This is a genomic window from Pseudomonas sp. CFBP 13602 (genome assembly GCF_014842725.1).
GTDB lineage: Bacteria > Pseudomonadota > Gammaproteobacteria > Pseudomonadales > Pseudomonadaceae > Aquipseudomonas > Aquipseudomonas baltica.
Genome location: NZ_JACYVT010000001.1, coordinates 21113 through 35444 on the forward strand (window position 1 = coordinate 21113; position 14332 = coordinate 35444).

The window sequence follows — 14332 nt, forward strand, 5'->3', positions numbered from 1 at the left end:
CGATGCTCAAACCTATTCTTCTGGTCGAGGACAATCCCAAAGACCTGGAGCTGACACTGGTGGCGCTGGAGCGCAGCCAACTGGCGAACGAAGTCATCGTCATGCGTGACGGTGCCGAAGCGCTCGACTATCTGCTGCGCCGTGGCAGTCATGCGGCGCGTGACGCGGGCAACCCGGCGGTGCTGCTGCTGGATCTCAAGCTGCCAAAGGTCGACGGGCTGGAAGTGCTCAAGGTGGTCCGCGAAACCGAACAGTTGCGCAGTATTCCCACGGTCATGCTGACCTCATCCAGGGAAGAACCGGATCTTGAACGGGCTTACTCACTTGGAGTGAACGCTTACGTGGTCAAGCCGGTCGAATTCAAGGAATTCGTGTCTGCCATCTCCGACCTGGGTATTTTCTGGGCGGTGTTGAACGAGCCCCCACCCGGCTCGTCGCGAATCGTTCGTCGTCCCGGCTCTTGAGTCCTGCTCGCGCTGTGTGACGGTCGAGACCAACCACACCCAGCGTGCCCCACCCAATGGCGCACGGACGGCGCTAAGCGCTCCACACTCCAGCCACGTATTCGGATCTCTATGCCGCCCAAGCCTTTGCAACTGCTGTTCGTGGAAGACAGCCCCCTCGATGCCGAACTGGCGCTGATGACCCTTGAGCGCGCGGGCGTGGCCGTCGAGTCGACCCTGGTGTTCAATCATCAGGGTGTGGAGCAGGCGCTGGCGGACGGTGCGTTCGACCTGATTCTGTGTGACTACATGCTGCCAGGCTCATCCGGCCCTTTGGTGCTGCAGGCAGCGCAGCGCCTGGCGCCGATGACGCCGTTCATCTTCCTGTCCGGGGTCTACGGCGAAGAGCATGCGGTCGAGATGATGCGCCAGGGCGCCATCGACTATGTGCTCAAACAGAACCTGAGCCTGTTGCCCCGCGCCATCCAGCGCGCCATGGACGAAGTTCACGAGCGTCATCGTCGGCGCGACGCGGAACGTTCCCTGCAGCATGCCGAAGTACGTGCGCACATCGCCACCAACGCGGCGCGCATGGGGGTCTGGGACTATGCGCCGCGCAGCGATACGTTGCTCTGGGACGAACGCTGCCGGGCACTGTACGAGCTTGACCCCGCTACCGAAGTCAACCTGGCGCTGTTTCTCGACTACTGCCACGACGAAGATCTGCCCGTGGTTCAGGAACGCATGACTGCGGCCCTGACGGTCGACGATGGGCGGTTGTTTCACATCGAGTATCGCGTGCGTCTGGCCAGCGGTACCCTGCGCTGGATTGCCAGCCACGGGCAGGCCTTCTTCGAAGAGGGTGCGTGCGTGCGTTTCACCGGCGTCATTCAGGACATCACCGAGCAGAAGCAAGCCACCCAGGCCCTCGAGCAGCTCAACGAGATGCTCGGTGAGCGGGTGGTCAAGCGCACTCGTGAGCGCGACCGCACCTGGGAGCTGTCCCGCGAGTTGCTGGGCGTGATGCGCTTCGACATGTCGCCGGTGTCGCTCAACCCTGCCTGGGAATCCACACTGGGCTGGACCCGTGAGCAACTGGGCAGTATCCAGCTGTGGGAGATCATTCATCCCGACGATCTTGCCGCGACCCGCCGCGAGACCGAGAACATCGCCAACGGCAATGTCTCGACCCGCTTCGTCAACCGCATGCGCCACGCCGACGGAAACTACCGTTGGTTGTCCTGGACCATCGTTCCGGACGAGGGGCTGATGTACACCGCCGTGCGCGACATCACCGGTGAGCGTGAAGTGCTGGATGAGCTGGCCGGTGCCAACCATCAGCTGCGCGAGCAGATCGACGAGCGCCAACGCATCGAGGCCACGCTGCACCAGCTGCAGCGCCTGGAAGCGGTCGGCCAGCTGACGGCGGGTGTGGCGCACGACTTCAACAACCTGCTGACGGTGATCCTGGCCAGTACCACCTTCATTGCCCGCGATTTCGAAAAGGGCAGGACCGAACGCATTCAGGGCCGCCTGCAGAACATCAAGGAGGCGGGCGAACGCGGTGCCAAGCTCACCGGTCAGTTGCTGTCCTTCTCCCGCCGCCAGCGCCTCGAGCCGGTGGCGGTGAACCTCAACGGTACCGTGGAAGGCATGATCGAGCTGTTGCAGCGCACCCTGGGTGGCAGCATCTGGATCGAAACCGACACCGCGCCCGACCTGTGGAATGCATTGGTGGATCCGACCCAGACCGAGATGATCATTCTCAACCTGGCGATCAACTCCCGCGATGCCATGCCCGGTGGCGGCACCTTGCGCCTGTCCACGGCCAACGAAACGGTAAGCATGGCGGCGCAGCGTCCGGAAGACCCGGAGCCCGGCAACTACGTGGTGCTGTCGATCCAGGATTCGGGTACTGGCATGAGCCAGCAGGTGGTGGCCAAGGCCTTCGAGCCGTTCTTTACCACCAAGGAAGTGGGCAAGGGGTCAGGCTTGGGTCTGGCTCAGGTGTTCGGCTTTGCCAAACAGTCGGGTGGGGGCGTGGCGATCATGACCTCGCCGGGCTACGGCACCACGGTGAAGGTCTACTTGCCGGGCGTTCCGGATCAGCTTGTGGCGCACGCAGACGAGCCTGCCTATATCGCAGTCGCTCAGAACGAAGGCGAGCGACGGACCATCCTGCTGGTCGACGACGACCATGGCGTGCGCGAGGTGACGGCGACCATGTTGCAGAGCCTCGGCTACAGTGTGATCGAGGCCGACAGTGCCGAGCAGGCGCTGAACAAGCTGGACCCCAGTGTCGACCTGGTACTGACCGACTTCGCCATGCCTGGCACCAACGGCGGCGAGTTGGCGCATATGATCCGCCGCCGTCACCCACGATTGCCGATCGTGTTCGTGACCGGTTATGCCGAGCTCGATGGCCTCGATTCCGAGCACTATCCTTTGGTCCAGAAACCCTTTCGCGAGCAGGACCTGGCGAGCAAGATCAGCGCTGCCTTCCGTGCCTAGCGACCGATGCCTGCCGATTCAGCGGCCGGCCGTTTTGGGTACCATCGGCACGCCTGCCTTGATCCGCTCGTAGATCTCTTGGCGATGCACCGCCACATCCCGTGGCGCGTCAATGCCCAGGCGGACCTGACCGCCCTTGACGTCGATGATGGTGATACGAATATTGTCTTCGATAACGATGCTTTCGTCAGTGTTGCGCGTCAATATCAGCATGATGGAATCCTTGCGCTCGAGGGATTTCGTTCCTGGCATCTCTGATTAGTGACGTATGCCGTGTGGGAATAATTCCCTTCGATGCGCATTTGTCGTCGGCGAGATTTCCTACCGCTGGGTTGTACTGAACCACGGCGCTTGTAGAGGGTCGGTTATATAAGGCATCGCCTTGATTACCCACAAGAGGTAGGCATATGACAGATGTAGAATTGGAAACCACCAAGCAGTTCATGGAATGGGAAGACTTGTCAGCGAACTATCTGGACGAGCAAGTTCGCCATGAGGAAACGCTCAAAAACGGCTGCCGTATCGTGGTGCGTGCGCGCAAGATCGGCGAAGACAAAATCTCGGTGTTCTTTGGCACCTACGGCGTGGATGGCCGGGTGATCAAGGAACAGACCGAAATACGCGATGGATTGACATGTGCCAAGGATGCACTGGCGTTCGCCACGGACAAGGCAAAGCGTCATGCAGGGGGTGGGGCAGGGGCTCCAGACGACAATCATCACCAGGCAACGCCTGTCTGACCGTGTGAGCGGTGACTTCGCGCCGCTGTGCAGCTTGGCTGAAGCCAGCTGCATGGCGGCGTTCGAAGGACCGCGGCAAGTGGCCGATCAGGCCTGGCCATCTCCCTTTTCCGGTGCAGGGCTGCCTGCCTGGATACGCTTGAAGATTTCTTCGCGATGTACCTGTACATCCTTCGGCGCATCGATGCCGATTCGCACCTGCATCCCTTTCACGCCAAGGATAGTGATCTTGATGTCGTCATGAATGACGATGCTTTCGCCTACCTTGCGGGTGAGTATCAGCATGAACGGCTCCTTGATTCCTTTGCTTAGAATTTATCCGGTGTTTGTGGGGTGTCGATTGCTACCTGAATACGGACGCAACGTGACAAATTTAATTCCCTCGAAGCGCCCTGTTTGTGGATACGCGGCAGTCATGGCACAACGAGTGGCACTAGGCGCCAGTATGGCGTGGTTCTGTACAGGCGCCTAGCAGATTGGCATTACGTTTGGTTTATCGGGGCGATAGTGGCACTCTTGCCACCATCGCTGAAACGAAACCCTAGGGTTGCCACTGGGTACGCTGGCCACTCAGCTTCCTGTCAAGAAAGCTGGCGGCGCTGATCAGAGCCAGATGGCTCAACCCTTGGGGGGTATTGCCCAGGTGATGGCCATGCCGATCGAACTCCTCGGCGAACAGCCCCAGCGGGTTGGCATAGCGCAACAACTGCTCGAACTCCAGATGCGCCTTTTCCACCTGGCCAGCCCGTGCCAGGCACTCCACATACCAGAACGAGCAGGCGGTAAACGCACCTTCGTCGCCCGGCAGGCCATCATCCTGGCGGTAGCGGTAGACCATGCCGTCACGCACCAGGGTGCGCTCGATTGCCTCCAGTGTGCTCAGCCATTGCGGGTCGCTGGCACCCACGAAACGCACCAGTGGCATCAACAGCATGGAGCCGTCGAGCTCGACGCTGCCCAGCTTCTGTACGAAATGCCCAGCATCGGCGTTCCAGAAATTATTCCAGATGTCGTCGTGAATCGCCTGGCGTTCCTTGTCCCAGCGCTCGAATGGAGCTGGCAGCGAACGCTTCTCGGCCAGACGCAGGGCCCGATCCAGAGCAACCCAGCACATCAGGCGTGAGTGCAGGTAATGCTCGGGCGGGTTGCGCATTTCCCAGATGCCGACGTCCTTCTGATGCCAGCTGCTGCACACTTTGTCGACGATGTGGGTGACGTGTTTCCAGCCTTGGTGGGAGATCGCCTCGCCGTACTTGTTGGCCAGGTACACGGCGTCCAGCAGTTCGCCGTAGATATCCAGCTGAACCTGATCATGGGCGCCGTTGCCCACCAGCACCGGCTTGGCACCGCCATGCCCGCTCAAGTGATCGAGCTCGGACTCTGGCAGCTCTTCGCGTCCGTCCAGGCCATACACCACGCCCAACCGGGCTGGCTCGTCGCAGCATTCGCCGACACGGTCGCGTACCCAGCGCATGTAGTCGTTGGCCTCGGTGGTGAAACCCAGGCGCATGAAGGCGTACACGGTGAACGATGCATCGCGGATCCAGGTATACCGATAGTCCCAGTTGCGCACGCCACCGGGCGCTTCGGGAAGGCCGAACGTCGCGGCGGCGATGATCCCGCCGTGACGACGTGACGTCAGCAGTTTCAAGGCCAGTGCAGAGCGATCGACCATCTCGCGCCAGCGACCCTTGTAGTTCGAGTGGCCGATCCAGTTGCGCCAGAACGCCAGGGTTTCGTCCAGGCAGGCCTGGCCTTCACCGGCACGCACCATCGGGTCTTCGGCGCCGCCGAGGATGAATTCGGCGCATTCGCCTTCCTTGAGTTCGAACACGGCGATGGCGCTGTGCGCCTCGATGCGCAAAGCCTGGGTCGCCGACAGCCGCAAGGTGGGCTGGCCTTCGGCGCTGAAGCAGACGTCCTCGCCGCTGGCGTGGGCCTGGGTATCGGCGCGGCTGTAGTCGTGCCGAACCCGGCAGCGCAAGCGGATGGTGGCAGTGCCGTTGCGCACTTCTACCCGACGTATCAGCCGGGGCAGGGCGTCGGCCGCTGCGGCGACCGGCATCAGGTCGGTGACCTCGACCACTGCGTCCTGGTCGATCCAGCGGGTTTGCAACACGTTGCTGTCGGGCAGGTAGATCTGCTGGCGACGCGCGCCGGGCAGGTCCGGGGCGAGTTCGAACACACCTGCGCGCTCGCAGTCCAGCAGGGCCGTGAAAATGGAAGGGCTGTCGAATTCCGGCCAGCAGCAGAAGTCGATACTGCCGTTGTCCGCGACCAGCGCGGCGCTGCGCATGTCGCCGATGATGCCGTGGGCCTCGATCGGGCTTTGCAGGGTGCTGCAGACGTCTTCAGCCATTGTTTCGGAACCCCGGATACAAGCTCATGCCACCGTCGATGAACAGCGTGGTGCCGTGCACGTAGTCACTCAGATCGGATGCCAGCCAGACGACCGCGTTGGCGACGTCGTCGACCTCGCCGACACGGCCGTAGGGAATCAGTTCGAGCAGCTTCTTCTCGGCGTCGCCTTGGGTGTTTTCTTCGTTGATGGCGGTGCGAATCGCGCCAGGGGCGATCGAGTTGACGCGAATGCGCTGCTCGCCGACTTCCTGGGCGATGCTGCGCATCAGCAGATCGATGCCGCCCTTGGAGGCGGCGTAGTTGACATGGCCGGCCCAGGGAATCAACTGGTGCACCGAGCTCATGTGGATGATCTTGCCGGCCGCCCGCGACAGCCAGGAGCGCGGGCCCTGTTTCTGGAACTGTCGCAGGGCAGCGCGGGCACAGAGGAATTGGCCGGTGAGGTTGACCTCGATCACCTTGTTCCAGTCGGCCAGGGTCATGTCGACCGTGGCAGCATCACGCTGCAGGCCCGAATTGGCGACCAGAATATCCAGTGCGCCGTAGGTGTCGATGGTGGCGGCGAAGAGCCGCTCGACGTCGTCTTCCTTCGACACGTCCGCGCCCACCGCAATGGCTTTGCCACCCCCCTCGCGAATCTCTGCAACCAGGCGTTCGGCGGGCTCGGCGTGGGAATTGTAGTTGACGACCACAGCGGCCCCGGCGGCGGCCAGTGCCTTGGCGGCAGCGGCGCCCAGGCCGGAGCTGGCGCCGGTGACCAGGGCAACCTGTTTGTCCAATGAAATCTGCATCCGGGATGATCCTCCAATAATGGCGTTTCAATGCTGACTGGCGATGCGGTGCGGGAGTTCAGCGCAGAAACGTTTGGGCACGAATGCCGAAGGCAGCTGCCTAAATCAAGTACCGGCTCGATGAGCCGTCCAGCCCCTGCCAGGAGAGACACCGTGGACAAAGAATCCAAGCGTGAAGACCTCGACCACAAGCCGGAAAATGCCGGCAAGGTGGGTGAGCAACACAAGCGCGCCAACCAACAGGGCGAAAAGGCCCGCAGCCCGTCCGACGAAGGCCAGAGCAAGCCGGTCGGTTGAAGCAACCCTGGGCAGCCCCGCGCGCTGGGGCTGCCGCTATGTGTGCTCGGTGGACAGCCGCTATACAGGTTCCGCCAGTGCGCTTTGCAGATAGGTTGCAGTGCGGCTGGCGCTGACCTTGGCCACGTCTTCCGGGCGCCCGGCTGCGACGACTTTACCGCCTTCGTCACCGGCCTTCGGGCCGATGTCGATCACCCAGTCCGCCTGCGCTACCACGCGCATGTCGTGCTCCACCACGATCACGCTGTTGCCGGCATCCACCAGATGATTGAGTTGCTGCATCAGCCGGTCGACGTCGCTGGGGTGCAGCCCCGTGGTCGGCTCATCGAGCACGTAAAGCGTGGCGCCCCGCTGGTTGCGCTGCAGCTCGGTAGCCAATTTGATGCGCTGTGCTTCACCGCCGGACAGTTCGGTGGCCGGTTGGCCCAGGCGCAGGTAACCCAGGCCGATGTCACGCAGCACGGTCAATGGCCGCAGCACTGCCGGCTGTTCGGCGAACACCTCGCACGCCTGGTGGACCGTGAGCTGCAACACGTCGGCAATGCTGCGGCCTTGCCATTTTACCGCCAGGGTCTTGGGGCTGTAGCGCGCGCCATGGCAGGTCGGGCAGGGGCTGAACACGCTGGGCATGAACAGCAGCTCGACGCTGACGAAGCCTTCGCCTTCACACTCAGGGCAACGTCCCTTGGCCACGTTGAAAGAAAACTGCCCGGCATCGAAACCGTGCCGCTGCGCATCGGGGGTGGCCGCGAACAGCTTGCGCACGGCGTCGAACAGCCCGGTGTAGGTGGCCAGGTTCGAACGCGGCGTACGACCGATAGGCTTCTGGTCGACCTGCACCAGGCGCTTGATGCTGTGCATGCCTTCGACGATATACCCCGATTCGGTCTGCGGTACGGCGTCTTCGAGCACGTCCTCGACGTCTTCGCGAGCCTGGCCCAGATGCTCGCCCACCAGTTCCAGCAGCACCTGGCTGACCAGGCTCGATTTGCCCGAGCCGGAAATCCCGGTAACGGCCGTGAAGCACTGCAGGGGAAAGTCGGCAGCGACTTTGTGCAGATTGTTGCGGCTGACGTCGGCCAGCTTCAGCCAGCTTGCGGTAGGCCGACGCGGGCGCGGCAGCGGCACGGCGCTGCCGTACAGGTAGGCACGGGTCTGCGACGCGTCGACCTGGGCCAGCCCTTTGGGCGGTCCGCTGTAGAGCACCTGGCCGCCTTGCTCGCCCGCCAGTGGCCCGACATCCACCACCCAGTCGGCGCGGCTCATGGTGTCCAGGTCGTGTTCGACCACGAACAATGAATTGCCTGCCGCTTTCAGCCCTTGCAGGGCGGCGTGCAACGATTCGCCATCGGCGGGGTGCAGGCCGGCGGTCGGTTCGTCCAGCACATAGACCACGCCGAATAGCTGCGAGCCCAGCTGGGTGGCCAGGCGCAAGCGCTGCAGCTCGCCCGAGGACAAGGTGGGCGTACTGCGCTCCAGCGCCAGGTAGCCCAGACCAAGGTCGATCAGGGTGTTCAGGCGACCCAGCAGGTTCTGCGCAAGCTGCTCGGCGGCCATGCGCTTCTCTTCACTGAGCTTCTTGCCGACTTGCTTGCCATCTGCCACCGGCTTGAGTTTCTGCGCCAGCTGGGTGAGCGGCAGTCGCGAGAACTCACCAATGTCCAGCCCGGCAAATGTCACGCTCAGTGCTTCCGGCTTGAGCCGCTTGCCGGCGCAGACCTCGCACGCGGCACCGATCATGAACTGGCTGACGCGCTTTTTCATCAGCGCGCTTTGCGAGTGGGTGAAGGTGTGCAGCACATAGCGCCGTGCGCCGGTGAAGGTGCCCTGGTAGCTGGGCTCCAGCTTGCGCTTTAGCGCGTCGCGGGTCTGCGCCGGGGTCATCCCGCCGTACACCGGCACCGTCGGGGTTTCCTCGGTGAAGAGAATCCAGTCGCGCTGCTTTTTCGGCAGGTCACGCCACGGCACGTCGACGTCGTAGCCCAGGGTCACGAGGATGTCGCGCTGGTTCTGGCCCTGCCAGGCTGGCGGCCAGGACGCGACCGCGCGCTGGCGAATGGTCAAGCTGTCGTCGGGCACCATGGTTTTTTCGGTGACCTCGTACACCCGGCCCAGGCCGTGGCAATGCGGGCATGCCCCCTGTGGCGTATTGGCCGAGAAATCTTCGGCGTAGAGCATGGCCTGGCCAGGCGGATAGGCGCCGGCCCGCGAATAGAGCATCCGTACCAGGCTGCCCAGGGTGGTGACGCTGCCCACCGACGAGCGTGTGCTCGGCGTGCCGCGCTGCTGCTGCAAAGCCACGGCCGGCGGCAGCCCCTCGATGCTGTCGACATCGGGCACCCCGACCTGATCGATCAGGCGCCGGGCGTAGGGCGCCACCGATTCGAAATAGCGCCGCTGGGCTTCGGCGTACAGGGTGCCGAAGGCGAGAGACGACTTGCCCGAGCCCGACACCCCGGTGAACACCACCAGGGCATCGCGGGGTATATCGACGTCGACGTTCTTGAGGTTGTGTTCGCGCGCGCCGCGCACTTGGACGTAGCCGCTGGGAGCGGTAGGTTTCATGAAAAGCCTTGGAATGTATGAGCGTTGCTATAACCGACCGCAGTGGCCGCGCACAATTCCGGTGGTCGTTGCAGCGCTCGCTCAGGCCGCCGCCACCAGCCGCTCCAGGAACGTGGCCAGGGCCACTTCTTCCAGGCGCAGCCCTTTGCGCTGACGCGGCTTGGGCAACTTGGCCAGCTCACCCATGACGAAATGCTCCAGCACCTTGGGGTGGATGTAGCACTTGCGACACACCGTGGGGGTATTGCCCAGCTGCCTCGCCACGGCCTTGACCATGTCGACGATGTGCTGTTTGGCATCGGGTTCGGGCTGCCAGTGCAGCTCGCGCAGCATGGCCAGCGCCAGCGCGCTGCCGGCCCAGGTGCGGTAGTCCTTGGCGGTGAAATGCGCGCCGGTGATCTGGTGCAGATAGGCGTTCACGTCATGGGAGCTGACGCTATGGCGTTCACCATGCTCGTCCAGGTACTGGAACAGGTTCTGCCCAGGCAGCTCCATGCAGCGCTTGACGATGGTGGCCAGCCGACGGTCCTTCACCGTCACGGCGTGTTCGACGCCACTTTTGCCGCGAAACTGGAACGCGATGGTATGCCCCTTGACCTCCACGTGCTTGTTGCGCAGCGTGGTCAGTCCATAGGACTTGTTGTCCCGGGCGTACTGGCTGTTGCCAACCCGGATCAGCGTGTTGTCGAGCAGCGAGACCACCGCGGCCATCACCTTGTTGCGGTCCAGGCCCGGCGCAGCCAGATGTGCTTCCAGCTGCCGGCGCACCTTGGGCAGCATCTTGCCGAACTCGATCATGCGCGAATACTTGTCTTCGTCGCGCACCTCGCGCCAGCGCGGGTGATAGCGGTACTGCTTGCGGCCGCGGGCATCGCGCCCGGTGGCCTGCAAATGGCCTTGGGGGTCGGCGCAGATCCACACATCGGTATAGGCCGGTGGAATCACCAGTGCATTGATGCGCTTGATCTCGTCGGCATCGGTGATGCGCTCGCCGCTGGCATCGAAGTAGGCAAATTTGCCGCGCAGGGTCTTGCGGCGCAACCCTGGCTGGTTGTCGTCCACGTAATGCAGGTCTGGCGGGAGTACAACGGTCTGAAGGTCGTCTTCGATGTCAGGCATGGCTCGGCTCAGTGAAGGTACTTAGCCTTGTAGACAGTAGGAATCTTTCGCCGTGCAGTCAGACAGATCGCCCGTATTGTCAGACTCGTCACTTCATCGGTCAGACCTGTCTGACAGCCAAGCCAGCGAGGCTTCGGGACAATGTCGCCCATCGAGTTGAACGCCGCTCAGCCGTGAACGCTGCGGCCAATTCGATCCATCGTCCCTATGCCCAAGCTGGAGAAGTCCCCATGAAGAAAATCTACGCCGCGTTCCCATTGGCATGTTGTCTGGCCAGCCCGGTGTGGGCTGCCGATCAAATCGAAAAGCAGGTCACGGTGACCGCAACGGTTCCCACCGCTGCCTTCTTCGTCGAGCCCATCGGCGGCAACTGGATGAACGACCCACAGGACATGGCCTACAACTCGTTCACCAAGACCTTCGCACCGATCCGCAAGCAGCTGCAGGCCAAGAACACCGCCGCCGGCGGTATCAGCGCCAAACTGATGCGCCCGGCGGTGATCGTCAGCGGTGCCGACCAGATCCCTCTCACCGTGTCGGTAGGCGGCAAGAGCCTGAACCACACCACTGCGCAGCTGGTGGTCACCCAGGCCGATGCCCAGGCCGGCAACGGCGCCGTGGTGGACTTCCAGATCGCCTCGGCACTGGCGGCCGGTACCGCACCGAACGCAGGCAACTACCAGGGTGAAGTGAACATGATGTTCGAGCCCGGTCCAGTCGTTGCGCCCTGACCCGGGATAGACCCCACCACCCACGCGCTTCCTGGCCATCCACTCGTGCTGGGCCGCGAAGCGCGTTCACGAAAAGACCTGCATGTTCAAGACTACCTCATTGGCCAACGCCATCGGTGTGGCGCTAGGCGCGGGCTGGCTGCTGCTCGGACCCGTGCCGACGCACGCCGCCAACACGCCGCCTGCCCTGGGGATCCTCGGCCAGGCCCAGGGCCTGCCGGCAGATTTCGCCGAGCATTTCTTCGATGTCCCGCTGGCGGTGCGTGTCGATCTGGACGGCCGCCTGCTGGGCGAGGCGCTGGTGGTGCTCGGCCGTGACGACACGCTGCAGTGGCTCGAGTACACCGATACCAGCGAAAGCCGGGAGACCCCGGTGGTACGGCAACGCTGGGCACAACGGTTGAGCGAGGGCGTGAGTCTGGGCAGCTGCACGACACAGTGCACCGATGGCTTGGTGGCCGTGCATTACAGCCTGGTCAACTCGCAGCTCTCGTTGCTGACGCGCGCCGTCGAGCAGACCACCGATGTCCAGCGCTACCATGCCTTGCCCGAGCAGGCCGAGCACGGGCTGATCCTGCGCAACCAGCTCAACCTCAGCCAGGCAGGCGATGAAACCGTTGGCCGCTACGCCGTGCAAGGGGTGGGCAGTGTCGGCGACTGGAGCACTCAGGCCAACCTGCAGATGGACAAGACCAATTTTCATGGCCTGCGCCATCGCGTGGACCAGCTCTATGCCGAACGCATCGAGCGCGATCGTTTCCTGCGCCTGGGGTATTTCGACCCGGTCGCCCAAGGCCTGATACGCCAGCCGCGGTTGATGGGCAGCACGGCGCAAACCGCCTTGGGGGTCATGCTCGGCAGCAGCGACACGCTGTACATCGACAATGGCACAACCAGTACCACGCCCATCTATGTCACGCCCAGCCGGCCCGGTACGGTCGAGATCTACCGCAATGGCCAGCTGATCAACACCCAGGCGGTGCAGCCGGGCCTGCAGACCCTGGACACTCGGGTCTTGCCCGGCGGCATCTACGCGGTGGAAGTGCGCTTGCTGGAGGACGGCCAGGTGACGTCGCGCAGCAACGAATTCGTGTACAAGCCCAGTGCCTGGCGCAACCCGGAACAGCGCTGGCGCTACAACGCCTACGTGGGTCGACAGAGCACGCTGTTCAGTAACTGGGAGCAAGACCCGAACGGCGGGCTGGCTGCCGGTGTGATGACCAACTACCTGATGCATCCCCGGGCAATCGTGGGGCTTTCGGCGCAGCAGGTCGATACGCAGACGCAAGTGGGCACGTCACTGGACTGGGATGCCCTGGACCGCCTCAAGCTGTATGGCAACCTGTACCGCACCGACCGTCGCGGCAATGGCTACGACCTGCAGGGCGTGTGGAGCCATGGCTCGGGCAATGTGGTGGTCAACCACAACCGTGCCTGGCTGCACCCCCAGCGCGAACGCGGCGACAGCTACTACGTGGACCGCCGCGAGCCCGCTCGGCTCACCACCCAGACCTCGCTGTCGGTCAGCCATCGGCTCACCCGCAACAGCACGCTCACCGCCCGGCTCAGCCGAACCGACGGGATTGAAGCCGGCAATGCACTGGACCTGGGCTGGGCACGTTATGGCCAGTTCATGGGCACCGACGCCAACTGGCGAGTTTCGCTGTTCGACCGTCCCGGCACCGCCAGCACCGACGACCAGCGCAACCGCGGTATCAACCTCACGCTGAGCATGGCGCTGGGTGGGCCGGGCAAGCGCTTGTCTGCCAGCCTGGGCACCCGCACCGGGCGCGACGGCGAACGCGATCGCAATGCCTCGCTCAGCTACCAGCAGGACATGGGGCAAGGCACGCTGCGTACCTTGGGCGGGACCCTCAATGCCGACCGCTACGGCACCGGGCTGGGGGTCAACGCGGGGTTCCAGAACAGCGCCCTGTACGGCGATGCGTTTGCGCTCAGTTCGTCCTACAACGGCCAATTGTCTTCGGGCCTGAACCTTGAGAGCACCTTGGCGCTGGGTGATGGCAAGGCTGCGTTCAGTGGTGAAGTCATGCCCCACGACGCCAGCCTGATCGTCGACCTGGAGTCGGACGTCCCCGGGCTCGAGCTGCGTGCCGATGACCACCTGGGCGGCGCTGCGCTGCTGCGTCCCGGGCGCAACGTGCTGCCGGTGGGTGCCTATCGCGCTGGTCACGTGCAGCTGGGCTTCGACAAGCAGGACCACCTGGCGGCCGACATCCAGCCGCCGACCCTGGACTACCACCTCAACAAAGGCGCGGTGCAGTACCGCCAGTTGAAGGTGGTGCGTACCGTCACCGTACTGGGTCGGGTCGTCGACCACGAGGGCAGGGCACTGAAAGGGGCGCAGGTGATCAACCATGCCAGCCGCAGCGTGACCGAAGCCGATGGCTTCTTCGCACTGGAAATGAGCGAGAGCAATCCGACCCTGGAGATCCGCCAGGGCGGCGTCCAGCGCTGCCTGCTGACCCTCGACACCCACACCAGCAAGCGCGAGCAGGATGTGCTGCTGCTGGGTGATCTTGCATGCGTCGCCGAGGGCGTTGCCGCCCTGACGACACCGAAACCGACAGGAGAGGCCGGATGAACGGCATTGTCGCAAAACATCGGTCACGTGCCCTGCTGGCCTGGGCCCTGATGGTTCTGGCAGCACCTGCGTGGGCTGCCGACGTTGTGCTTTCTGCTGTCTACGACGCTACACAGCAAGGCTTCAGGACCACCACACCGGTTGCGCGTTTCTGCTCGCGATTTCCTGG

General features: G+C 63.5%; 12 protein-coding genes. 6 read left to right on the plus strand and 6 right to left on the minus strand.

From position 1 onward, the window contains the following. The first annotated feature begins 2 nt into the window (after positions 1 to 2). Positions 3 to 464, plus strand: coding sequence for a response regulator (locus tag IFU31_RS00060; RefSeq protein ID WP_122477893.1), 462 nt, complete (start codon positions 3 to 5; stop codon positions 462 to 464). Between the two features lie 111 nt (positions 465 to 575). Continuing rightward, a complete protein-coding gene (locus tag IFU31_RS00065) occupies positions 576 to 2954 on the plus strand; it encodes a hybrid sensor histidine kinase/response regulator (RefSeq protein ID WP_192101935.1) in 2379 nt (792 codons plus the stop codon). An 18-nt stretch (positions 2955 to 2972) separates the two neighbouring features. Here the strand turns inward: IFU31_RS00065 and csrA (IFU31_RS00070) are convergent, their stop codons facing one another. Next, complete coding sequence (gene csrA / locus IFU31_RS00070; RefSeq protein ID WP_192049304.1) at positions 2973 to 3167, minus strand: carbon storage regulator CsrA; 195 nt, start codon at positions 3165 to 3167, stop codon at positions 2973 to 2975. A gap of 209 nt (positions 3168 to 3376) precedes the next feature. Between csrA (IFU31_RS00070) and IFU31_RS00075 the strand changes: the two genes are divergently transcribed. Further along, positions 3377 to 3694: a hypothetical protein gene (locus IFU31_RS00075; protein WP_192101936.1), complete on the plus strand. Its 318-nt coding sequence runs from the start codon at positions 3377 to 3379 to the stop codon at positions 3692 to 3694. Positions 3695 to 3781: 87 nt separating this feature from the next. Here IFU31_RS00075 and csrA (IFU31_RS00080) read toward each other — a convergent pair whose 3' ends face one another. The 3 genes from csrA (IFU31_RS00080) to IFU31_RS00090 form a co-directional block, all read right to left on the minus strand. Then, entirely contained in the window at positions 3782 to 3979 is a 198-nt protein-coding gene (csrA, locus tag IFU31_RS00080) for a carbon storage regulator CsrA (RefSeq protein WP_122477900.1), read from the minus strand. Positions 3980 to 4235: 256 nt separating this feature from the next. Beyond that, positions 4236 to 6053 carry a glycoside hydrolase family 15 protein gene (locus IFU31_RS00085; protein ID WP_192101937.1) on the minus strand — a complete coding sequence of 606 codons (1818 nt, stop codon included), beginning with the start codon at positions 6051 to 6053 and terminating at the stop codon, positions 4236 to 4238. After that, positions 6046 to 6846, minus strand: coding sequence for a glucose 1-dehydrogenase (locus IFU31_RS00090; RefSeq protein ID WP_192049308.1), 801 nt, complete (start codon positions 6844 to 6846; stop codon positions 6046 to 6048). The genes IFU31_RS00085 and IFU31_RS00090 overlap by 8 nt, the downstream gene beginning before the upstream one ends. 153 nt (positions 6847 to 6999) lie before the next feature. Here IFU31_RS00090 and IFU31_RS00095 point away from each other — a divergent pair, with 153 nt between their 5' ends. Then, complete coding sequence (locus IFU31_RS00095; protein ID WP_163007541.1) at positions 7000 to 7143, plus strand: hypothetical protein; 144 nt, start codon at positions 7000 to 7002, stop codon at positions 7141 to 7143. Between the two features lie 60 nt (positions 7144 to 7203). Here IFU31_RS00095 and uvrA read toward each other — a convergent pair whose 3' ends face one another. Further along, positions 7204 to 9708: an excinuclease ABC subunit UvrA gene (gene uvrA / locus IFU31_RS00100; RefSeq protein ID WP_192059584.1), complete on the minus strand. Its 2505-nt coding sequence runs from the start codon at positions 9706 to 9708 to the stop codon at positions 7204 to 7206. An 81-nt stretch (positions 9709 to 9789) separates the two neighbouring features. Next, on the minus strand, positions 9790 to 10827 hold the full coding sequence (locus tag IFU31_RS00105) for a DNA topoisomerase IB (RefSeq protein WP_185793271.1): 1038 nt from the start codon (positions 10825 to 10827) through the stop codon (positions 9790 to 9792). Between the two features lie 230 nt (positions 10828 to 11057). Here IFU31_RS00105 and IFU31_RS00110 point away from each other — a divergent pair, with 230 nt between their 5' ends. Both IFU31_RS00110 and IFU31_RS00115 read left to right on the plus strand, forming a co-directional pair. Next, complete coding sequence (locus IFU31_RS00110) at positions 11058 to 11558, plus strand: CS1 type fimbrial major subunit (protein ID WP_122477908.1); 501 nt, start codon at positions 11058 to 11060, stop codon at positions 11556 to 11558. Positions 11559 to 11640: 82 nt separating this feature from the next. Continuing rightward, a complete protein-coding gene (locus IFU31_RS00115) occupies positions 11641 to 14163 on the plus strand; it encodes a TcfC E-set like domain-containing protein (protein ID WP_192101938.1) in 2523 nt (840 codons plus the stop codon). The last annotated feature ends 169 nt before the right edge of the window (positions 14164 to 14332 follow it).

Bases quoted from the DNA above. Each gene is read 5' to 3' on its own strand.
- uvrA (WP_192059584.1), bottom strand. From the start codon at position 9,708: ATGAAACCTACCGCTCCCAGCGGCTACGTCCAAGTGCGCGGCGCGCGC.
- IFU31_RS00105 (WP_185793271.1), bottom strand. From the start codon at position 10,827: ATGCCTGACATCGAAGACGACCTTCAGACCGTTGTACTCCCGCCAGAC.
- IFU31_RS00090 (WP_192049308.1), bottom strand. From the start codon at position 6,846: ATGCAGATTTCATTGGACAAACAGGTTGCCCTGGTCACCGGCGCCAGC.
- IFU31_RS00060 (WP_122477893.1), top strand. From the start codon at position 3: ATGCTCAAACCTATTCTTCTGGTCGAGGACAATCCCAAAGACCTGGAG.
- csrA (WP_122477900.1), bottom strand. From the start codon at position 3,979: ATGCTGATACTCACCCGCAAGGTAGGCGAAAGCATCGTCATTCATGAC.
- csrA (WP_192049304.1), bottom strand. From the start codon at position 3,167: ATGCTGATATTGACGCGCAACACTGACGAAAGCATCGTTATCGAAGAC.
- IFU31_RS00065 (WP_192101935.1), top strand. From the start codon at position 576: ATGCCGCCCAAGCCTTTGCAACTGCTGTTCGTGGAAGACAGCCCCCTC.
- IFU31_RS00110 (WP_122477908.1), top strand. From the start codon at position 11,058: ATGAAGAAAATCTACGCCGCGTTCCCATTGGCATGTTGTCTGGCCAGC.
- IFU31_RS00115 (WP_192101938.1), top strand. From the start codon at position 11,641: ATGTTCAAGACTACCTCATTGGCCAACGCCATCGGTGTGGCGCTAGGC.
- IFU31_RS00085 (WP_192101937.1), bottom strand. From the start codon at position 6,053: ATGGCTGAAGACGTCTGCAGCACCCTGCAAAGCCCGATCGAGGCCCAC.